We start from the raw sequence: 20,466 nt of genomic DNA, 5'->3' as shown, positions 1-20,466 counted from the left end.
ATGACGCCGGCATACGTCCCTGGCCTCGGCGTACGGCGCCCGCGAGCCCGGTCGCGCCAGGGGGCGAGAACGGCCGAATAGGACGCAGCGGCGACCGGTGCGTCCGGGGTATACGGCCCCGCCCGGCCGGTCCGCCGGGTGTCGGTGGTGCGTGGGACGATGGGGCTCGCCCGAACGGTGACGGACCGGTGGCGGTCAAGTGCTGTCCGGCCGGGGATGACGGGACGGCCCTTGGGGAGCGGGGACAGAGGGACGCAGATGACTGAGGCCGGGTCCACGGAGGGCGGGGCGCCGACCGGGCGGGCCGCCCGGGAGCTGCTGGCACGCGGCGACGGCCTGCTGGACGCGGCGCGCGGGGTGCTCGCGGACCACACCCGCTCCGTCACCGCCGTGCGCACCTTCCTGGACCCGCTGCTCGACGCCCTCGTGCGCGACGGCCTCGCCTCCATCCCCGTCTCCCGCCTCAAGGACGTCACCGAGGGCAGGCTGCGCCTGGGCGCCGTCGAGCAGGCGGGCTTCACCACGGTCGGCCAGGTCTACGGGGCGAGCCGCTACGAGCTCCGCCAGATCCCCGGGGTCGGCGCGCAGACCGCGGACCAGGCCCTGGCCGCGGCGGGCCAGATCGCGCACGCCGTGCGGGACACCGTCGCGCTGCGGATAGACGTGGACGCCCCGGACGAGGCCACCACCGCCCTGGTCGGCGCGCTGTACCGGCTGGTGGAGGCGGGCCCGGACGTGCGGCGCGCGGTGGACGGGGCGCGCCGGCTGGCCGGACGCCTGGAACCGCTGCTGACGGCGGCGGGACCGGCCCGGGGCCGGCTGCGAATGCTCTTCGCCCGCCGGCCCACCAGGGAACGCGTCCGGGAGGCCGCGGCCGGGGTCCGGGCGGTCGTGACCGACGCGGTGGAGCGGGAACTCCCGCTGCTGTTCGGGCAGGTGTCGGCCGATCTGCTGCGGGAAGCGGAGTCGCCCCTCGCCGTCTGGGTCGACTTCGAGCTGCGGTCGGCCGAGTACTACAGCCTGCTCGCCGAGATGTCGGGCTCGGGTCCGGACCGGGACGCGGCCGAGGGGTTCCTGCCATCGGGGATCGCCGACCGGGTGCGCGGGCTGCGGCTGGACGACACCCGGCTGCGGGTCTCGCTGCGCGGCTACCAGTCGTTCGGCGCGCGGTTCGCGCTCGCGCAGAAGCGGGTGATCCTGGGCGACGAGATGGGGCTCGGCAAGACCGTCCAGGCCATCGCGGCCCTGGCGCATCTCGCGGCGGGCGGGGAGACGCACTTCCTCGTGGTGTGCCCCGCGAGCGTCCTGATCAACTGGACCCGGGAGGTCCGCGCCAGGTCCACGCTGCGCGCCCTGCCGGTGCACGGGCCGCAGCGGCAGGAGGCGTTCGCCGAGTGGCGCGCGGACGGCGGGGTCGCCCTGACCACCTTCGACGCGCTGCACACCCTGCCGGACCCGGACGGCAGCGGGGTCCGGCCCGGGATGCTCGTGGTCGACGAGGCCCACTACGTGAAGAATCCGGCCACCCGCCGCTCCCGCGCGGTGTCCGGCTGGTCGGAGCGGACCGAGCGGGTGCTGTTCCTGACCGGCACGCCGATGGAGAACCGGGTGGAGGAGTTCCGCAGCCTCGTCCGCCACCTCCAGCCGGAACTGGCCCCCTCCATCAGCACCCGTCACGGCGCCGCCGGCTCGCAGGCGTTCCGCCGGGCCGTCGCCCCCGCCTATCTGCGCCGCAACCAGCAGGACGTGCTCACCGAGCTGCCCGCCCTGGTGCAGGTGGACGAGTGGGAGGAGTTCAGCGAGGGCGATCTGCGGGCCTACCGGGAGGCGGTGGGCGCCGGCCACTTCATGCAGATGCGCCGGGCGGCGTACGCGTGCCCGGAGAGCTCCGCGAAGCTGAACCGGCTGCGCGAGCTGGTCGCGGAGGCGGCGGGCAACGGCCTGAAGGTCGTCGTGTTCTCCTACTTCCGCGAGGTGCTGGAAACGGTGCGCGGGGCCCTGGGGGACGGGGTCTTCGGCCCGCTGTCGGGGAGTGTGGCGGCGGCCCGGCGCCAGGAGCTGATCGACGGCTTCGCGGCGGCGTCCGGCCATGCGGTCCTGCTGAGCCAGATCCAGGCCGGCGGCGTCGGGCTGAACATGCAGGCCGCGTCCGTCGTCATCCTCTGCGAACCGCAGATCAAGCCGACGACGGAGCACCAGGCCGTGGCCCGCGCCCACCGGATGGGCCAGATACGGACGGTCCAGGTGCACCGGCTGCTCGCGGCGGACAGCGTCGACCAGCGGATGCTGGACATCCTGGCCCGCAAGGAGCGCCTGTTCGACGCGTACGCCCGGCGCAGCGATGTCGCCGAGACGACCCCGGACGCCGTGGACGTGTCGGAGGGTGCGCTGGCCCGCCGCATCGTGGAGGAGGAGCAGCAGCGCCTCGCGGCGGTGCCGGGCCCCCGGGCGCTGCCGGCCGACGGCTGAGCCCGGGAGCTATCGGCCGACGTGTCCGGGCACCGTGCCGTCCCGGTCGGCGATGAGCAGCATCCCGCCCATGCCCCGGTCGGCGTGGCTCTGCACGTGGCAGTGGTACATCCAGGCGCCGGCGCCGACGTGTTCCCCCGCGATGACCTGGAAGCCGAAGGAGTCCGCCGGTCCGACGATCTTCGTGTCCACGATCCGGCTGGGGTCGTCGGGGCCGGTGAGCATGCCCGTACGGTTGTCCGCCCAGCGGTGACCGTGCACGTGGAACGTGTGGTAGAAGTCGCCGTGCGTGATCATGACGACTTCGAGCCGGTCGCCGAGCGTGGCCTTGAAGTCGGGGCTCTTGCCGGCCGGCGTGTTGTTGATCGACATGTCGTTGAAGACGATCGTGATCGTCTTGTCCGGCAGGATGTCGCCCCGGCGCCGGACGACCAGCGGCCCGTACAGCCCCTTGCGGATGCCGCCGGTGCCGTGGTCCGAGCCGACGGCGTGGTCGTGGTAGTGCCAGTAGCCGGCGCTGCCGGGCTGCCAGGTGCCGTCGCGGCGCAGGCCCGGGGTGTGCGTGCGCCAGGTGTACGTACGGGTGCCGCCCGGCTCGACGGTGCTGTGGTTCATCCGGGTGCCGTCGCTCGCGATGTCGTAGTCGACGCCGTGCGCGTGCAGGCCGGCCGGCACGTCGAGGGTGTTGACGAACTCGATGTGCAGGGTGTCGCCCTCGGTGAGCTCGATCAGCGGGCCCGGGACGCTCGCCCTGCCCTTCTCCAGCCCGTAGCCCAGTCGGCCGTCCGGCAGCTTCTCCACGTACATCCGGATGCGCCGGACCGCTCCCCCGGCGCTCGCCCGCCGGAGCGGGTACGGGGTGGCGGCGGCCTCGGCCGCGGGGAGGGACAACGATGTCACACCGGCCGCCGCCGCGACCCCGCCGCCCATCAGAATCCGCCGGCTGAAGCTTCTGCGGTCCATGTCGAACTCCCCACTGCGGGACGGGTGCTGCCGAGGGCTTCGCGACGGGCCGTGACGAACCCGGGCTCATCGCTTACCCACAGTAAGGAAAAAGTCCGTGCTCGTGCGCCCACGGCCGTGGGCGAGTCGCGAAATACCGCCCGTACCGCCCCGGGTCAGTCCGCCGCGACGCCCGTGGCCGCGTGCTGGGGCATGTGCTCGCGACCTCCGGGGTGCCGGTGGCGCCACACCCAGAAGACCGTGCCCGACACCAGTGACCAGGCCGCCAGCACCAGGAAGGGGAAGATCCGCTGATGGCCCTGGTAGTAGACGGCGGTGTGCTGGGCGTTGACGGAGGCGCCGGGGGGCAGCCAGCGTCCGATGTGTCCGAGCAGCGAGGGCAGCAGCGGCCAGGAGACGGCTCCGCCGGAGGACGGGTTGCCCAGGAGCACCATCACGCCCCAGGTCGGGAGCATCGCCCAGCGGCCGATCAGGGTGTTGAACATGGTGAAGACCATGCCGGAGGTGAACATCGTGAACGCCAGGATCAGCCAGGACTCCACGAAGGGCAGATCGACCGCCCCGAGCAGCCAGTCCACCACGGAGGCGATGGCGAAGGCGCCGAGCAGCGAATACGCGATCGTGAATCCGATCCGCTCCAGCGGGATCAGCCCCCGGGCGTGCACGCTGAGCTGGATGGAGCCGACAAAGCCGACGATCACGGCGGCGAGCGAGATGTAGAAGAGCGCGAGTCCGCGCGGGTCGCCCTTCTGGAGGGGTTTCACGTCCTGGACGGCGACCGGCATGTCGAGCGTGTCCCCCACCTTCACCGCGGTCTCGGCGAGCAGCTGGGCGACGGCCGCCCCGGAGGCCGAGGCCACCTCCAGCCGCACCCCTCGGCCGCCGGTCCGCACGATCGCGAAGACCTCCTGCTCCTCCAGCGCCTCGCGCGCCTCGGTGGGCGTCCGGAAGACGTGGATGACCAGGGAGGCGTCCAGGGCCTTGTCCATCGCGGCGACGAACTCCTTGCCGCGTGCGGTGTCGGGCCGGCTCACCACCGCGGTGGGAATCCGGTGCGGGGTCGGGTTGGCCATGGCGTACGTGTAGGAGCCGGCGAAGAGTCCGGCGGCGGCCGCGAGGATGAGCAGCAGGACCGTCGCCGGGAAGTACGGGGACTCCTTGAATCCGGCCCACTTCTGGCCACGGGTCAGCGGCCGGCCGTGCGCCCCGTGCGGCGCGTCGGGTCCGGGCCGCGGGTCCGGCTCGCTCATGCGTCGCCGTCCTTGTCGTGGCGGGCGCGGCTGGGCTGCACCCGTTTCGGCTCGCCGGGCATCTTCGGGTACTCGGGCGGGTAGGGCAGGTCGCCGGGGCCGCCGTCGCTCGCGTGGCGGTCGGCGAGTTCGAGCAGCGAGTCGAGGCGGAATGCCTCCTGGTCCATGTCCGCGTGGACGTCGCCGTGTTCCGCGTACCGCACGGGCATGGTGCGCAGGTCGAAGTCGCGGGGTTCGGCGTCGTCCAGCTCCTCCCAGCGCAGCGGTGCGGAGACCGGGGCGTGCGGGAAGGGGCGTACCGAGTAGGCGGAGGCGATGGTGCGGTCGCGGGCCGTCTGGTTGTAGTCGACGAAGATCCGCTCGCCCCGCTCCTCCTTCCACCAGGCGGTGGTCACCCGGTCGGGCATCCGGCTCTCCAGCTCCCGCCCCACGGCGATGGCCGCGCGGCGGACCTCGGTGAACGTCCAGCGCGCTTCGATGGGGACGAAGACGTGGACGCCCCGGCCCCCGGACGTCTTGGGCCAGCCGCGCAGGCCGTGCTCGTCCAGGACCGCGCGCAGCTCGTGGGCGGCGCGGACCGCGTCGGCGTAGTCGGTGCCCGGCTGCGGGTCGAGGTCGATGCGCAGTTCGTCGGGGTGGTCGGTGTCGCCGCCCCGGACGGGCCAGGGGTGGAAGGTGAGCGTGCCGAGGTTGGCCGCCCAGATGACGGCGGCCACTTCGGTGGGGCACATCTCCCGGGCGGACCGGCCGCTGGGGAAGGCGATCTCGGTGGTCGGGATCCAGTCGGGGAGGTTCTTGGGGGCGCGCTTCTGGTAGAAGAACTCGCCCTCGACGCCGTCCACGAACCGCTGGAGGGTGGTGGGCCGGTTGCGCAGGGCGCGCAGGATGCCGGGGCCCACGGCGAGGAAGTACTCCGCCACGTCCCTCTTCGTGTAGCCCTTCTCCGGAAAGTAGATCTTGTCCGGGTTGGACAGCCGGACCGCCCGTCCGGCTGCTTCCAGCTCCACCGCTGTGCCCGCTGCTGCCATGTCGGCCACCGTAGGCCGGGCACACATATGCCGCATATCGGGAGACTCCGCTCGCTGTACGGTTCACAATCGGTCCATGGACCTGCCGGTGATGCCGCCCGTGAAGCCGATGCTCGCCAAACTGGTGGCCCGCATTCCGCCGGGCATGCAGTACGAGGCGAAATGGGACGGCTTCCGGGCGATCGTGCACCGCGACGGCGACGAGGTGGTGATCGGCAGCCGGACCGGCAAGCCCCTGTCCCGCTACTTCCCCGAGGTGGTGACCGCCGTCCGGGACAACCTCCCGGAGCGCTGTGTGGTGGACGGCGAGATCGTCGTCGCGCACGAGGGCCGGCTGGACTTCGACCGGCTGAGCGAGCGCATCCACCCCGCCGACTCCCGGGTGCGGCTGCTGGCCGAGCAGACCCCGGCCGCCCTGGTGGCCTTCGACCTCCTGGCGCTGGGCGACGACTCGCTCCTGGACACCCCGCAGGCGGACCGGCGCAGGGTCCTGGAGGCCGCGCTCGCCGGGGCGTCGGCGCCGGTGTACCTGGCCCCGGCGACCACCGACCCCGCCCGCGCCGCGGAATGGTTCCAGCGGTACGAGGGGGCGGGGCTCGACGGCGTCGTCGCCAAGCCGCTCGACGCGCCGTACCGGCCGGACACCCGGGCCATGTACAAGATCAAGCACGAACGGACCGCCGACTGCGTGGTGGCCGGCTACCGCCTCCACAAGAGCGGCCCGGTCGTCGGCTCGCTGCTGCTCGGCCTGTACGACGGGGCGGGCGCGCTCCAGCACGTCGGAGTCTGCGCGGCCTTCCCGATGAAGCGGCGCGCGGAACTCGTCACCGAGCTGGAGCCCCTGCTGACCGGCGTCGAGGACCACCCGTGGCGTGCCTGGGCGCAGGCCGAGGCGCACGAGGGGGCACGGTTGCCCGGTGCCCCGAGCCGCTGGTCCGGGAAGAAGGACATGTCCTGGGTGCCGGTGCGGCCGGAGCGGGTCTGCGAGGTGGGTTACGACCACATGGAGGGTGACCGGTTCCGGCATACGGCCCAGTGGCGCCGGTGGCGGCCGGACCGTACGCCGGAGAGCTGCACCTACGCGCAGCTGGAGGAGGTCGTGCGCTACGACCTGGCCGAGGTGTTGTCGGGCGGCGGCTGAGCCTTCGGGTTCCGGTCCCGGCCGCCGCCCGGGCTCAGTGCGCCGTGGGCGGCAGCGTCGGCGTGGTGCACGGCTCGTCGGAGGCGGCGGGGCCGGACGAGGGTGACGCGGAGGACCCGGTGGTGTCGCCGGGGTCCGGTGCCGGGGTGGTCGTCGTGCAGCCCGGGTCGGGCTTCGTCGTGCTCGGGTCCGGGTCCGGGGTGGTGGTGGGGTCCGGGCTGGTGCCGGGGTCCGGGGTGGTCGAGCCGGGGTCCGTCGGATCGGGCGAGGGGCCCGTGGTGTCGTCCGGGTCCGGGGAGCCCGAGTCGCCCGGGGTGGGGTCGGTGCCCGGGTCCGGGTCCTGCGAGCCCGGCGTGGTCGGGCGCGTGCTGTGGCTGGGCTGCGGGCCGACCTCGATGCCGCCGCCGTCCTTGGTGCCGGACCCGCCCACGGGGTGCTTGGGCTCGTTCGGGCTGCCGGCGCCGGGGCTCTTGGGGACGACGCCCGTGCCGTCGGAGACCGGGTGGGTGCCCTTGCGGTAGAACTCCAGCCAGGAGAGCACCGTGCGCAGGTAGGTGTCCGAGTGGTTGTAGCTGAGGATCGCCCGGTCCAGGTCGGCGGAGACCGACAGATCGCGCGGCCCCGCGCAGAGGTAGGCGCCGGCGGCCAGCGCCGCGTCGTACACGTTGTTCGGATCCCGGCGCCCGTCGCCGTTGCCGTCCCTGCCCCAGTGCGCCCAGGTCGAGGGGATGAACTGCATCGGGCCGACCGCCCGGTCGTACGCCTTGTCCCCGTCGTACGCGCCGCCGTCGGTGTCCGCGATGTGGGCGAACCCGGCGCCGTTGAGGACGGGGCCGAGGATCGGGGAGAGGGTCGTGCCGTGGGCGTCGACCCGGCCGCCGGCCGCGTGCCCGGACTCGACCTTGCCGATCGCCGCCAGTAACTGCCACGGCAGCCGGCAGCCGGGGTCGCCGCGCCCGAGCGTGCTCTCGGCCTTGCGGTAGGCGGCGAGCACGGTGGCCGGGATGCCCGCCTCGGCCCACGACTGCTTGGCGGCCGGGCTCTGCTTCTTCCCCGCTTCGGGCGGCTTCGGGCTTTTCAGCGGCGGGAGTTCGGTGTGGTACGAGTCGTCGTTGGGGACCTCGGACCAGGTGACGTCCTCCGCCTCCTGACGCTGCTTCGAAGGCTCGTCGTGGGTGGCGAGCTGCGGTGCCTGGGACGCGGTGAGCGCGGCCATCGCGGCGACGGCTGCCGCGGTGCCGCCGAATCCGCGGCGCATGGTGCCGTTGAACCTCATGCGTGCTCTCCTTGGTGGGTCACCGGGTGAACGTGTCGATCGCGGAGATCCGCCAGCTGCCGCCCTTGCGGACGGCGTCCACGGCGAACATGGCCGCGGCGTACGTGGTCTCCTCGGACTTGCCGGTACGGGTGTTGCTCTGGTCGGCGAAGACCAGCAGCCGGGCCCGGTCTCCGTCGAGCATCTCCACACCGCTGTCGGTGACGGTCGTGGTGAGGACGAGCTTCTGCTTCGGCGCCTGCGCCCGGACCTCGGCGAGCATGTCCCGGTGCTGCTGGACCGCCTTGCCGGTCAGGTACTTCGCCACCGCGCTGTCCGCCTTGGCGGGCGAGGCGTAGTCGTACGAGAAGACCGCGCCGACGGCCTCGGTGATCTGGCCCTTCACCTCGCTGGTGCGGCTGATGTCGGTGAGCGCGGTGTTCTGCCGGCTGGGGTCGTCGCGCAGGCTCGCCGCCGAGGTGAACGCCCAGGCGGCGAAGGCGCCGAGCAGCACGGTCAGGGCGCACAGGACGGCGGGCAGCCGGACGCGGAGGCGGGGCAGGCGCCGGGCAGCGGCCTTCTTCCCGTCCGGGTCGCTGGCCTTCTTCCCGTCCCGGCCGCTCGCCTTCTTCCCGTCCGGATCGCTGGCCTTCTTCCCGTCCCGGCCGCTCGCCTTCTTCCCGTCCGGCTCGTCTCCGGATTCGCCTGCGGTGCCTTCGGGGAGATCGCCGGAGGCGTCATCGGAGGCTTCGTCGGGAGCGTCCTTCGCGGTGGTGCCGGAAGGCTTCCCGGGGCCCGCGGGGGTGCGGGCGGGGGCGGCCGTGGCGGAGCGCTCCGCGGCGGCGACGGTGGCCAGGCGGCGTTGGCGGTTGACCAGGTGACGGGTCGTCGACATGTCCGGGTTCCTCTCGGTGCGGGGCGGGGGTGTCAGCCGGCGGTGTTGCCGACGGGCGCCTGGCCGAGGGCGCTGAGCTTCCACCCCTCGGAGGTGCGGGTGAGCTGCCCGAGCATCCGGCTCTCCTTCACCGCGGGCTTGCCCTTCGGCGCGGTCACGGTCACCCGCAGCGCCACCATGACCCCGGCCTTCCCGGCCCGGTCGTCGAGTTCGGTGACCGCGCCGGACAGCACCTTGGCGGTGCTGACGGTCTTCGCCTCCTGGATCTGCTTCACGAACCCGTCGCGTCCGTCCACGAGTTGCTGGTGGAGGTCGCCGGTCGTGGAGTCCTCCCAGCTGTCCAGCCCCTTCGCGAGCTGTGCGTGGTCGAGCGTGTTCATGTTCTGCACGGCCTGCTCGCCCGCGGCCAGCGCCTCGTCGCGTGCCTGCGCGTACGCGGCCGAGCTGTCGTGCGCCGCCTGGTAGCGCGACACCCCGCCCCAGCCCGCGGCGCCGGCCGCCGCGACCGTCAGCACGATCGCCGCCGCCACCAGCGGGTTCCTCGTCATCCCTACCCGTGCCATTGCTGCCTCTCCCTGCCGGCCGGTCCTGCTGTGCTGTGCCGTTACGTGGTCGGTGGTGCGGTGTTTCCCCTGCCGCCGCTAGCGGGAGGTGATCTCCACGATCGTCCAGTGCCCCTCGCGCAGTCGGGCCGTGACGGACAGCTGCGCGGCCGCCTTGCTCGCGGTCTTGCCCTCCCGCTCGTAGACCTGGTCGAGGAAGACGAGCAGATGGGCGCTGTCGGGCGTCAGCCGGGTCACCCCGGCGCGTACGACATGGGTGGTGAGCGTCAGCTTCTGGTCGGCCGCCTGCTTCTCGACCTGGCCGAAGAGCGCCGCGTACTGCTGAAGTGCCTTGCCCGCGAGGAGCTTCTGCGCGGACGCCTTGGTGGCGGCGGTGCCTTCGGGGCTGTACGAGAACACCTTGCCGAGGGCGTTGGTGACCTCGCCGGCGACCTGGGTGGTCGCCGCACTGTCGGTCAGCGCCCGGTTGGAGGTGGCGGGGGTGTCGCGCAGCTGCCGGCCCGCCACGTACATCGCGGCGCCCGCCGCGATCAGGACGACGGCGAGCACCCCGGCCAGCACCCGCGGCCACCGCCGCGCCGGCCGGGGCCCGGTGTCGGTGTCGGTGTCGGTGTCGGTGTCGTCCGGGTCGTCGCCGGCCGCGCCGGTCGGCTCGTCCGGCTCCACAGCGTCCTCGATGTCCGTGTCACCGGTCACCACGTCGGTCGTACCGCCGCTCTTCACGCGCCGCTCCCTATGCCGAGCGCAGTGAGCGCCTTGATCTTCCAGCCTTCGCCGGTGCGGGCGAGCGTGGCCTCGAAGCGTTTGCGTTCGGTGCCGGCCTTTCCGGTGCCCGGGGTGACCTCGACGTCCACGGTCGCGATCATCAGGGCGGTGCCGGTCCGCTCGTCCAGTTCGGTGAGCGCGGCGTCGGTGACCTTGCCGCGCGCGGTGGCGCCGGCCTTCTCCAGGTCGGCCGCGTCCTTCTTCCGGGTCCGCTTCAGCTGGTCGTACAGCGGTCCGGTGGAGGAGTCCAGCCAGCCGGCGAGACCGGCGTCCACGCTCGCCGCGTCCTTGCCGTCCAGGGTGTTGAGCCGGGCCAGGTCCTGCCGGCCGTCCGCGAGCGCGGCGTCCCGGCTCTTGGCGTACGCCAGGTCGTCGTCGCCGCGCGCCTGTGCGTACGACCAGCCGCCCAGGCCGCAGACGAGCGCCGCGACCAGCAGCACGGCCCAGCCGCCGAGGGTGCGGTTGCGGGCGTTCACCGGCCGCCCTCCTGTCCGAGGCCCAGCAGCCCGGCCATGCCCCGTACCGGGGCCGTGCCGGTGGTGGCGCCGAGCACTCCGGGCAGCTGCCCCTGCTTGGTGTCACCGAGGGTCAGTGCGCCGGCCCTGGCCGGTTCGGGCACGGGCCCGCCCTTCGGGGCGTTCGCGCTGCCCCGGACGTCGATGCCGGTGCCGGGCGAGGCGGCACAGCGGGCCTTGGTGTTGAGCGCGGGGGCGGGTGAGAGGTCGAGCCCGTTGCGGTAGGTCGTCCCCTCGTAGCCGGCGGTGCAGGGCAGCGGCTCGAAGAAGGTGATCGACATGCCGAACCTGGCGCCGTCCTCGTCCACCGCGCTGGCTCCGGCGGCCGCCACGGCGGGGAGTTTCACGAGCAGTTCCTCAAGGCCGCGCTGCCGGGTGACGGCGACCTCGGACGTGGTGAGGAGGTTGGCGACGACGACACCGAAGCTGGGTTCGACGTCCCGCAGCAGCCCGCTGATCTGCCCGGTGGCGTCGGGAGCGGCGGCGATGAGCTTGCGCAGGTCGGTGTCGGAACCCTTGAGCTGGGCGGCCAGTTCCTTGGCGCCGGCCGCGAACCCCTTGAGGGCTTCGCCCTGTTCGACCTGGGTGCGCAGGACGGTCTTGCCGTCCTGCATGAGCCTGGTGTTGACGGGCAGCGCCTCGTCGGCGGCGTCCACGAAGTCGCTGCCGGTGTCCAGGAGGACCTGGAGGTCGTCGCCGCGGCCGCTGAACGCGGTGCCGAATTCGTCCACGACGGTGCGCAGCGACTCCAGGTCGACGGAGGAGGCCAGGTCGTTGACGCTGGTGAGGACGTTGGTCACGGGCGCCGGGACGGTGGTCTCGGCCTGGTCGATGACCGAGCCGTTCGCGAGGTAGGGCCCCTCGGTGCGGGTCGGCCGCAGGTCGACGTACTGCTCGCCGACCGCGGAGAGGTTGGCCACGACCGCCTTCAGGTCGTCGGGGATGCGGGGTGCGGACTTGTTGATCAGCAGTTCTGCCTCCACGCCGTCGTCGGTGAGTTCGATGGGTCCGACCCGGCCCACCGAGACGCCCCGGTAGGTGACGTTGGAGTGGGTGAACAGGCCGCCGGTGCGCGGGAGTTGCATCTTCACGGTGTAGTAGTCGCGCATGCCGACGTAGTGGCCGAGGTCGGCGTAGCGCACACCGAGGTAGCCGAGCACCAGCACGGCGATGATCAGGAAGGCGATGTTCTTCAGCCGGATGGCGAGGGTGATCATCAGTTGCTCCCCTTCGAGGCCGAGGGGCTGCTCGTCGTGGGCGCCGAGGTCGCGGGGAGGGGCAGCGGCAGTCCGGCGCCGGCGACCGCGTCGGCCGTGGCCGGGGTGTCCGACCCCGCGTCCGGGTCGTAGGCGGGAATGATCTGGGTGCCGGGCTCGGCCGTCAGGTCCAGGTACACGTTGAGGTAGTCGCCCTTCACGCCGCGCAGCACCTCGTCCGTGAACGGGTAGGTCATGAGCACCTGGAGGGAGTCGGGCAGGTCGTTGCCGGAGTCGGCCAGGGCCTTCAGGGTGGGGGCGATGGCCTTCAGGTCGGCGATGGTGTCGGCCTTGCCCTTGTTGATGGTGGTGACGGCCACGTCGGAGAGGGTGTCCAGGGAGCGGAGCATCGTCAGGAGCGAGCCGCGCTGCTTCTCCAGGACCTTCATGCCGGGGCTGAGCTTGGTGAGCACGGTGCCGACCTGCTGCTTGCGGGTGGCGAGGGTGGTCGAGAGCCGGTTGACGCCGTCGAGCGCCGCCGTGATGTCGCCGCGGTGGTCGTCGAGGTTGGTGACGAGGGTGTCGACCCGGTGGAGCATGGACTTGACCTGGGGTTCCTGCCCGGCCAGCGCCTTGTTGAGCTCGGTGGTGATGGTTTTGAGCTGCTGGACGCCGCCGCCGTTGAGGAGCATGGACAGGGCTCCGAAGACCTCTTCGACCTCGGGGTTGCGGTTGGTGCGGGTGAGCGGGATGCGGTCGCCGTCGGCGAGGGTGCCGCGGGCGGTGCCCTTGGCCGGCGGCCGGAGCTGGATGTACTTCTCGCCGAGCAGGCTGGACTGCTCCAGGTGGGCGTAGGCGTTGGCCGGGAGGTCGATCTTGCCGTTGACCTTCATGGTGACCCGGGCCTGCCAGCCGTCCGGGGCCAGCGAGATCTTGGTGACGCGGCCGACGGCGACGTCGTTGACCTTCACCGAGGACTGCGGGGAGAGGCTGAGCACGTCCCCGAAGTCCGCGGTGATCTCGTACGGGTGGTCGCCGAGGTCCGCTCCGCCGGGCAGCGGCACGTCTTCGATGCCGGAGAAGTGCGGGGCTCCGCATCCGGTGGCGAAGAGGGTGCAGCACAGGCCGAGCGCGACGAGTGCCGCCCCGCCCGTGGTCCCGAGGGCCGCGGGTCTGCGCGGTCTGCGGCTCATTGCTTCGCCCCCTTCTTGTCCTTGCTGTCCTTCGGGGTGCCGTAGACCGTGCCCACGGCCGGGAGCGGCAGGGCGGGCAGCGCCTGCTGCCGTTCGGCGTCCACCGGGGAGAGGCCCTTGAGTGCGAGGGCGGACTCGGTCAGCGGGCCGCCCATGCTGAGTTCGTTGAGGTTGGTCCGGCCGTTGAGGGTGCGGTGCGCCGGGTCGTAGGCGTTGAGGACGTTGCCCGCCGACAGCGGCAGGACGTCCAGCGACTCGGCGAGCGAGGCACGCTGGTCCACCAGGGTCTGGGTGATCGGGACCAGGGCGTCCACGTTCTCCTTGAGGGCGCCCCGGTTGTCCTTGATGAACGTCTTGACCTGGCCGAGTGCGGTGCCGAGTTCCTTGAGGGCGGCGCCGAGGTTCTTCTTGTCGTCGGCGAGGAAGCCGGTCACGGAGTTCAGCTGGTCCTCGGCCGCCCGGACGTTGCCGTCGTTCTCCTTCAGCATGGTGGTGAAGGTCTGGAGGTAGGACAGCGTGTCGAAGAGGTTGCCGCTGGACTTGTCGAGCGTCTTCGTCGCCTTGCCGAACTGCTCGATGGAGTCGCCGATGTCCTTGCCGTTGCCCTTGAGGTTCTTCGCCCCGGTGTCCAGGAGCCCGGCGAACGCTCCTTCGGCGTTCGCCCCGTCCGGGCCGAGCGCGGTGGAGAGTTCGGTGATGGACGCGTAGAGCTGGTCCACCTCGACCGGGGTCGCGTTGTCCGCGGCGGGCAGTTGGGCCCCGTCCGCGAGGACCGCTCCCCCGGTGTAGGCGGGGGCGAGCTGGACGTACCGGTCGGCGACGAGGCTGGGGGCGACGACCACGGCGTGCGCGTCCTTGGGCACCTGGACGCCCTTGTCGATGCGCAGGACCACCTTGACGTCCTTGCCGCGCGGCTGGACCGATTCGACCGTGCCGACCCGTACACCGAGGATGCGCAGGTCGGACCCGGCGTAGACGCCGGTGGCCTGGTCGAAGTAGGCCGTGACGACGGTCGATCCCTCGTCCTCCACGGCCATCACGCCGGAAGTGGCGGCGACGGCCACGACGACGAGGCCGGCGCCGATGCCGATGACGCGGGTGAGTCTCATCTCAGTGCCCGCCTTCCTGCTTGGGAGGCATGCATCCGGTCGCCGGGGGTGTGTTCGCGGGCAGGTAGTTCTTCGGGACGACGCCGCAGACGTAGTTGTCGAACCAGCGCCCGCTGCCCAGGGTGTTGCCGACGAGCCGGTTGTACGAGCCGGCGAGCGAGAGCACCTTGTCGAGGCTCTTGCGGTTCTTCTGCAGCACCGCCGTGACCCGGCCGAGCGCCTTGAGGGTCGGCTTCAGCTGCTTGTTGTTGTCGGCGACGAGCCCGGTGAGCTGGGTGCCCAGGTCGCGGGTGCCGGTGAGCAGCAGGTGGATGGAGTCGCGGCGGGCCTGGATCTCGCCGAGGAGCAGGTTGCCGTCCTCCAGGAGGGTTTCGAAGCCGCTCTTCTTGTTGGCGAGGGTCTTGGTGAGCTGCTTGCTGCCCTTGAGCAGGGTCGCCAGTTGCGCGTCGCGTGCGGAGACGGTCTTCGACAGGGCGGACAGTCCCTCGGCGGCGCTCTTCACGTCGGGCGGGGAGTCCTTGAAGGTGGCGGAGATCGTCTCGAAGCTCTTGGCGAGCTGCTCGGTGTCGATCTCCCCGATGGTCTCGCCCAGTCCGTTGAACGCCTGGGTGACGTCGTACGGGGAGGTGGTGCGGGACGCGGTGATGCGCTCGTCCGGGTCCTGCGCCGAGTCGCCGAGCGGGTCGACGGCGAGGTACTTGTCGCCGAGGAGCGTCTTGATGGCGATGCCCACGGTGCTGGCGTTGCCGATCCAGGCGTCCTTGACCTTGAAGGTGACCTTGACCTTGGCTCCGTCGAGGGAGACCCCGGTGACCTTGCCGACCTTCACTCCCGCGATGCGTACCTCGTCGCCCTCGCCGAGGCCGGCGGACTCGGTGAAGTCGGCGCTGTAGGTGGTGCCGCCGCCGATGAAGGGGAGCGAGTCGGCGCGGTAGGCCCCGAACCCGATGAGGGCGAGCAGGAGCAGTCCCACGATGCCCACGGCGACGGGGTTGCGGTGGCGTATCGGCTTGATCCTCATGACAGGCACCTCGGCTGGGTGATCTCGATGCCGGTCGGCGGGGTGCTGCCGTCGCTGGTCGTGACGCCGCTGACCTTGGCCTCGCAGAGGTAGAGGTTGAGCCAGGAGCCGTACGAGGTGAGGCGGCCGATGGCCTCCATCTTGGCCGGGGTCTTCTCCAGGAAGTCGACGATCTTCGGGGAGTTGTCGGCGAGGTTCCCGGAGAGCCGGCCGAGTTCCTTGATGTCGGCCTTGAGGGGCCCGCGGCCGTCCTCGAAGAGGTCCGCGGTGACCGTGGTGAGCGCGCCCATCGCGGTGACGGCCTCACCGAGCGGCTTGCGGTCGCCCGCGAAGCCGGTGACGAGTTCCTGGAGGGTGTCGACGAGGTCGTTGAAGCCGGCCTCCCGGTCGTTGACGGTCTTCAGGACCGTGTTGAGGTTCTTGATCACCTCGCCGATCACCTTGTCCTTGGCGGCGACTGTGCCGGTCAGCGAGCCGACGTGCTGGAGGATGCTGTCGACGGTGCCGCCCTCGCCCTGGAGGACCTGGACGATGGAACCGGCCAGCTGGTTGACGTCGGGAGGGGAGAGCCCTTCGAAGAGCGGCTGGAAGCCGTTGAAGAGCTGGGTCAGGTCGAGCGCCGGGGTGGTGCGCGAGAGCGGGATGGTGGCGCCCGGGGCGAAGCTCTCGCCGACGGGGCCCGCACCCTGGTCCAGGTCGATGTAGCGCTGGCCGACCATGTTGAGGTACTTGATCGACGCGGTCACCGACGCCGGGAGCTTGCGGCCCTTGCGGACGCTGAAGCCGACCTCGGCGACCCGGCGGTCGGCGACCTCGACGGACTCGACCTGGCCGACCTTGACGCCGGCGATCCGGACGCTGTCCCCGACGATGAGGCCGGTCGCGTCGGTGAACCTGGCCCGGTACGAACGGGTGTCGCCCACGCCGGTGTTGGCGATGGACAGGGCCAGGACCGTGGTGGCCAGGCTCGTCACCACGATGAAGACGATCGATTTCGCGAGCGGTCCCGCGAGGGAGCGGCGCTTCACTTGAGCTTCACCTCCACACCGCGGAAGGCCGGGCCGATGAGCACGCTGCTCCACTCGGGCAGGGCCTGCGGCCGGACTTTCAGTGAGGGAGCGACCAGTTCGTTGACGAGCCGGCTCTCCTGCGGTGAGTTGGGCATGCCGAGCGAGGCGTCCGCCGCCGGGACCTCCACCGGGGTGGCCGTCTCCGGGTCCGCCGCGGTGCCGGTGTCCTCGGCGGTCCTGACGTCGGCGGTCGGCACGGTCTGGCCGACATAGGGGATGGAGTAGCAGTGCGGTCCGCCGGTGGCGTTGTAGACCGGGGTGTCCCTGCCCGCCGCGTACTTCCCCTTGGACGGCACGGTCTTGAGCGTGACGTGCAGTCCCGGCTGGTCGGTGCCCTTGCCGAGCGCCTTGTCCATGGCCGGGATGAACCCGGAGATGGTGCGCAGGGTGCAGGGGAACTCCGAGGAGTACTTCGCGAGGGTTTCCAGGGTGGGCCGGCCGGTGGCGGCGAGCCGGATGAGGTTGTCCTTGTTCCGCTGGAAGAAGGCGGTGAGGTCGCGGGCCGACGCGGTGGTGGAGCCGTACAGGTTGGCGAGGTCGGCCTGCTGTTCGGCGAGGGTGCCACTGGTGGTGGTGAAGTCGGTGAGGGCGTCCAGGACGTCGGGGGCGGAGTCCGCGTAGAGCCGGCTCACCTTGACGAATTCCTTGATGTCCTCGTTGAGCGTGGGGAGTTGGGGGTTGAACCTCTGCAGGTGGGCGTCGAGCTTGACGAGGGTGTCGCCGAGCTGTTCGCCGCGGCCCTGGAGGGCGGTGGAGACCGCGTTGAGGGTGGCGGACAGCTTCTCCGGCTTCACCGCGGTCAGCAGGGGCAGGACGTTGTCGAGGACCTCTTCCAGCTCGATGGCGTTGCTGGAGCGGTCCTGCGGGATGACGTCACCGGCGCTGAGGGTCTTCGCCGAGGGCACGGCGGGCGGTACGAGGGCGACGAACCGTTCGCCGAAGAGGGTGGTGGGCAGCATCTGGGCGGTGACGTCGGCCGGGATGCGGTCCAGCTTGTCCGGCTTGATCGCGAGGGTGAGCCGGGCGCCGTCGCCGTCGGCCGCGATGTCGCGGACCTGGCCGACGACGACCCCGCGCAGCTTCACGTCGGCGTTGTCGTGCATCTCGTTGCCCACGCTCGACGTGCGTACGGTGACGGTCGCGTCGTGGGTGAAGTCCTTCTCGTACACCGCGACCGAGACCCAGATGAGGACGGCGGGTACGAGGAAGAAGGCGATGCCGGCGGTTCTGCGGCCGGTGGTCCTGGTGGCGCGGGAATTCATCAGCCGGCCACCTTCACGGTCGTCGTGGCGCCCCAGATGGCGAGCGAGAGGAAGAAGTCGGTGACGCTGATCAGCACGATCGCGTTGCGCACCGACCGGCCGACTGCCACACCGACCCCGGCGGGGCCGCCGGTGGCGTGGTAGCCGTAGTAGCAGTGCGCGAGGATCACCATCACGCTGAAGATCAGCACCTTGAGCACCGAAAGGAGCACGTCCGCCGGGGACAGGAAGAGGTTGAAGTAGTGGTCGTAGGTGCCCGCCGACTGGCCGTTGAACAGGACGGTGACGTAGCGGGAGGCGACGTACGAGGAGAGCAGCCCGATCGCGTAGAGCGGGATGATGGCGACCACGCCGGCGATGATGCGGGTGGTGACGAGGTAGGGCATGGAGCGCACGCCCATCGACTCCAGTCCGTCGACCTCCTCGTTGATCCGCATGGCGCCGAGCTGGGCGGTGAAGCCCGCCCCCACGGTCGCGGACAGGGCGAGGCCGGCGACGAGCGGGGCGATCTCGCGGGTGTTGAAGTACGCGGAGATGAAGCCGGTGAAGGCGGCGGTGCCGATCTGGTTGAGGGCCGCGTATCCCTGGAGGCCGACGACCGTGCCGGTGGCCAGGGTCATCGCGATCATGACGCCGATGGTGCCGCCGACGACCCCGAGGCCGCCGCTGCCGAAGGCGACCTCGGCGAGCAGGCGCTGCACCTCCTTGAGGTAGCGGCGCAGGGTGCGGGGTATCCAGAGCAGGGCCCGTACGTAGAAGGTGAGCTGGTCGCCGGATCTGTCCAGCCAGCCGAGCATCGACATGGGTCAGCTCCCCTTCGCGGGGACGATCTGGAGGTAGATCGCCGTGAGGACCATGTTCACGAAGAACAGCAGCATGAAGGTGATGACGACGGACTGGTTGACCGCGTCGCCCACCCCCTTCGGGCCGCCGCGCGGGTTGAGGCCGCGGTAGGCGGCGACGATGCCGGCGATGAAGCCGAAGATGAGCGCCTTGATCTCGCTGACGTAGAGGTCCGGCAGCTGGGCGAGGGCGGAGAAGCTGGAGAGGTAGGCGCCCGGGGTGCCGTGTTGAAGGATCACGTTGAAGAAGTAGCCGCCGAGGGTGCCGACGACCGAGACGAGGCCGTTGAGCAGGACGGCGACGAGCATGGTGGCCAGGACGCGCGGGACGACGAGGCGCTGCACGGGCGAGACGCCCATGACCTCCATCGCGTCCAGCTCCTCGCGGATCTTGCGGGAGCCGAGGTCGGCGCAGATCGCGGAGCCCGCCGCCCCGGAGACCAGCAGGGCCACGATGATCGGGCTCGCCTGCTGGATGACGGCGAGGACGCTGGCGCCGCCGGTGAAGGACTGGGCGCCGAGCTGCTGGGTGAGCGAGCCGACCTGGAGGGCGATGACCGCGCCGAACGGGATGGAGACGAGGGCGGCGGGCAGGATCGTGACGCTGGCGACGAACCAGAACTGCTCGATGAACTCCCGGACCTGGAAGGGCCGTCGGAAGGTCTCCCGGCTCACGGTCCCGGCCAGGGCGAAGAGCCGTCCGGTCTCGCGCAGCGGTGCGGTGAGCCTGCTGGGGCGCGGGGCCTCGGGCGCCTTCTCGGGCTCCGGGACGTGGTCCACCGGCTCCTCGGGGGGCCGTACGGGCATCGGGGCGGTCACAGGCGTCCACCGCCCGCGGCCGGGCTGTAGCTGTTGAGGATGGCGGTACGGGCCGCCTCCGGCAGCTGCCCCACCATCGACATGACCCGCTCCCGGCGGCGCAGGGCGCCCTGGCGGACCGGCAGGCCGGGCGAGGGCTCCAGCTGCGGGACGACGGTGCGCGGGGCGTTGGCCGAGCTGATGCCCTGGCCGTAGCCGTGTCGCTCCTCGGCGGCGAGGGTGGCGGCGTCCTTCTCCTCGGACATGCCGATGGGTCCCTCGCAGCGGCCGGCGAGGAACTGGTTGACGACGGGCAGGTCGCTGGTGAGCAGCACCTCGCGCGGCCCGAAGGTGACGAGGTTGCGGCAGAACAGCATCCCCATGTTGTCCGGCACGGTGGAGGCGATGTCGAGGTTGTGGGTGACGATGAGCATCGTCGCGTCGATCTGGGCGTTCAGGTCGACGAGGAGCTGGGAGATGTAGGCGGTGCGGACCGGGTCGAGACCGGAGTCGGGTTCGTCGCAGAGGATGATCTGCGGGTCCAGGACGAGGGCCCTTGCCAGGCCGGCCCGCTTGCGCATGCCGCCGGATATCTCGCCGGGCAGCTTGTTCTCGGCCCCGAGGAGGCCCACCACGTCGATCCGCTCCATCACGATGCGGCGGATCTCGAATTCCTTCTTGCGGGTGTGCTCCCGCAGCGGGAAGGCGATGTTGTCGAAAAGTGACATCGACCCGAAAAGGGCGCCGTCCTGGAACATGAGACCGAAGAGCTTGCGGGTCTCCATGATGTCGCGCTCGGAGCCGTTCACCATGTCGACGCCATTGACGAGAACGCGACCGCGTTCAGGTTTGAGCAGGCCGATGATGGATTTCAGGAACACCGTCTTTCCCGTACCGGACGGGCCGAGCATGACACTGACCTCGCCTGCGGGAAGCGTGAGCGACACATCCTGCCAGATGTTCTGCTTGCCGAAAGACTTGGTGAGTCCCTCGACCACTACTTCGATTCCCATCCCACCTCCTGCATGCGCTCACGAAGTGACAGAAGTGCACCAAGGGGCGCACGTTAAGTTCACCTGCACCGCCAGGACAAGCCCTTGAACAGCCCATTCGCAAAGATCCGGCCCGTTT

The 20,466-nt window shown here is 71.3% G+C and carries 19 protein-coding genes; 2 read left to right on the top strand and 17 right to left on the bottom strand.

Annotation, left to right across the window (positions count from 1 at the left end; genetic code table 11):
• Positions 1 to 258 precede the first annotated feature (258 nt).
• Positions 259 to 2,469 carry a DEAD/DEAH box helicase gene (locus E6R18_RS10555; protein WP_136316607.1) on the top strand — a complete coding sequence of 737 codons (2,211 nt, stop codon included), beginning with the start codon at positions 259 to 261 and terminating at the stop codon, positions 2,467 to 2,469.
• A gap of 9 nt (positions 2,470 to 2,478) precedes the next feature.
• On the opposite strand, the gene E6R18_RS10550 is transcribed toward E6R18_RS10555, so the two are convergent.
• The 3 genes from E6R18_RS10550 to ligD all read right to left on the bottom strand — a co-directional run bounded on the left by E6R18_RS10550 (position 2,479) and on the right by ligD (position 5,689).
• On the bottom strand, positions 2,479 to 3,432 hold the full coding sequence (locus E6R18_RS10550) for a multicopper oxidase domain-containing protein (protein ID WP_136316606.1): 954 nt from the start codon (positions 3,430 to 3,432) through the stop codon (positions 2,479 to 2,481).
• A 155-nt stretch (positions 3,433 to 3,587) separates the two neighbouring features.
• Positions 3,588 to 4,682, bottom strand: a complete 1,095-nt coding sequence (locus tag E6R18_RS10545; protein ID WP_136316605.1) for an ABC transporter permease — start codon at positions 4,680 to 4,682, stop codon at positions 3,588 to 3,590.
• Positions 4,679 to 5,689, bottom strand: coding sequence for a non-homologous end-joining DNA ligase (gene ligD / locus E6R18_RS10540; protein WP_136316696.1), 1,011 nt, complete (start codon positions 5,687 to 5,689; stop codon positions 4,679 to 4,681). The genes E6R18_RS10545 and ligD overlap by 4 nt, the downstream gene beginning before the upstream one ends.
• Before the next feature lie 97 nt (positions 5,690 to 5,786).
• Between ligD and E6R18_RS10535 the strand changes: the two genes are divergently transcribed.
• Positions 5,787 to 6,851: an ATP-dependent DNA ligase gene (locus tag E6R18_RS10535; RefSeq protein WP_136316604.1), complete on the top strand. Its 1,065-nt coding sequence runs from the start codon at positions 5,787 to 5,789 to the stop codon at positions 6,849 to 6,851.
• Positions 6,852 to 6,885: 34 nt separating this feature from the next.
• On the opposite strand, the gene E6R18_RS10530 is transcribed toward E6R18_RS10535, so the two are convergent.
• The 14 genes from E6R18_RS10530 to E6R18_RS10465 form a co-directional block, all read right to left on the bottom strand.
• Complete coding sequence (locus tag E6R18_RS10530; RefSeq protein WP_136316603.1) at positions 6,886 to 8,127, bottom strand: lytic transglycosylase domain-containing protein; 1,242 nt, start codon at positions 8,125 to 8,127, stop codon at positions 6,886 to 6,888.
• Positions 8,128 to 8,146: 19 nt separating this feature from the next.
• On the bottom strand, positions 8,147 to 9,001 hold the full coding sequence (locus E6R18_RS10525; RefSeq protein WP_136316602.1) for a hypothetical protein: 855 nt from the start codon (positions 8,999 to 9,001) through the stop codon (positions 8,147 to 8,149).
• Between the two features lie 32 nt (positions 9,002 to 9,033).
• Entirely contained in the window at positions 9,034 to 9,531 is a 498-nt protein-coding gene (locus tag E6R18_RS10520) for a hypothetical protein (protein WP_136316695.1), read from the bottom strand.
• Positions 9,532 to 9,642: 111 nt separating this feature from the next.
• Positions 9,643 to 10,260: a hypothetical protein gene (locus E6R18_RS10515; protein WP_136316694.1), complete on the bottom strand. Its 618-nt coding sequence runs from the start codon at positions 10,258 to 10,260 to the stop codon at positions 9,643 to 9,645.
• Positions 10,261 to 10,283: 23 nt separating this feature from the next.
• Positions 10,284 to 10,805, bottom strand: coding sequence for a hypothetical protein (locus E6R18_RS10510; protein WP_136316601.1), 522 nt, complete (start codon positions 10,803 to 10,805; stop codon positions 10,284 to 10,286).
• A complete protein-coding gene (locus E6R18_RS10505; protein ID WP_136316600.1) occupies positions 10,802 to 12,061 on the bottom strand; it encodes an MlaD family protein in 1,260 nt (419 codons plus the stop codon). Before E6R18_RS10505 ends, E6R18_RS10510 begins: the two co-directional genes overlap by 4 nt.
• Positions 12,061 to 13,233, bottom strand: coding sequence for an MCE family protein (locus E6R18_RS10500; protein ID WP_136316599.1), 1,173 nt, complete (start codon positions 13,231 to 13,233; stop codon positions 12,061 to 12,063). The genes E6R18_RS10505 and E6R18_RS10500 overlap by 1 nt, the downstream gene beginning before the upstream one ends.
• Complete coding sequence (locus E6R18_RS10495; RefSeq protein WP_136316598.1) at positions 13,230 to 14,342, bottom strand: MCE family protein; 1,113 nt, start codon at positions 14,340 to 14,342, stop codon at positions 13,230 to 13,232. Before E6R18_RS10495 ends, E6R18_RS10500 begins: the two co-directional genes overlap by 4 nt.
• Position 14,343: 1 nt before the next feature.
• A complete protein-coding gene (locus E6R18_RS10490) occupies positions 14,344 to 15,363 on the bottom strand; it encodes an MCE family protein (protein WP_136316597.1) in 1,020 nt (339 codons plus the stop codon).
• Complete coding sequence (locus E6R18_RS10485; protein ID WP_136316596.1) at positions 15,360 to 16,391, bottom strand: MCE family protein; 1,032 nt, start codon at positions 16,389 to 16,391, stop codon at positions 15,360 to 15,362. Before E6R18_RS10485 ends, E6R18_RS10490 begins: the two co-directional genes overlap by 4 nt.
• Entirely contained in the window at positions 16,388 to 17,695 is a 1,308-nt protein-coding gene (locus tag E6R18_RS10480) for an MCE family protein (RefSeq protein WP_136316595.1), read from the bottom strand. The genes E6R18_RS10485 and E6R18_RS10480 overlap by 4 nt, the downstream gene beginning before the upstream one ends.
• On the bottom strand, positions 17,695 to 18,498 hold the full coding sequence (locus E6R18_RS10475) for an ABC transporter permease (protein WP_136316594.1): 804 nt from the start codon (positions 18,496 to 18,498) through the stop codon (positions 17,695 to 17,697). Before E6R18_RS10475 ends, E6R18_RS10480 begins: the two co-directional genes overlap by 1 nt.
• A gap of 3 nt (positions 18,499 to 18,501) precedes the next feature.
• Positions 18,502 to 19,356 (bottom strand): ABC transporter permease, encoded by an 855-nt coding sequence (locus E6R18_RS10470; RefSeq protein ID WP_136316593.1) that lies wholly within the window; start codon positions 19,354 to 19,356, stop codon positions 18,502 to 18,504.
• On the bottom strand, positions 19,353 to 20,348 hold the full coding sequence (locus E6R18_RS10465; protein ID WP_136316592.1) for an ATP-binding cassette domain-containing protein: 996 nt from the start codon (positions 20,346 to 20,348) through the stop codon (positions 19,353 to 19,355). The genes E6R18_RS10470 and E6R18_RS10465 overlap by 4 nt, the downstream gene beginning before the upstream one ends.
• Between the last annotated feature and the right edge of the window lie 118 nt (positions 20,349 to 20,466).

Source organism: Streptomyces sp. A1277, from assembly GCF_004795015.1.
Lineage (GTDB): Bacteria > Actinomycetota > Actinomycetes > Streptomycetales > Streptomycetaceae > Streptomyces.
The sequence above is the reverse complement of the archived record's forward strand: the minus strand, read 5'-3'. Positions and strand labels throughout refer to the sequence as shown.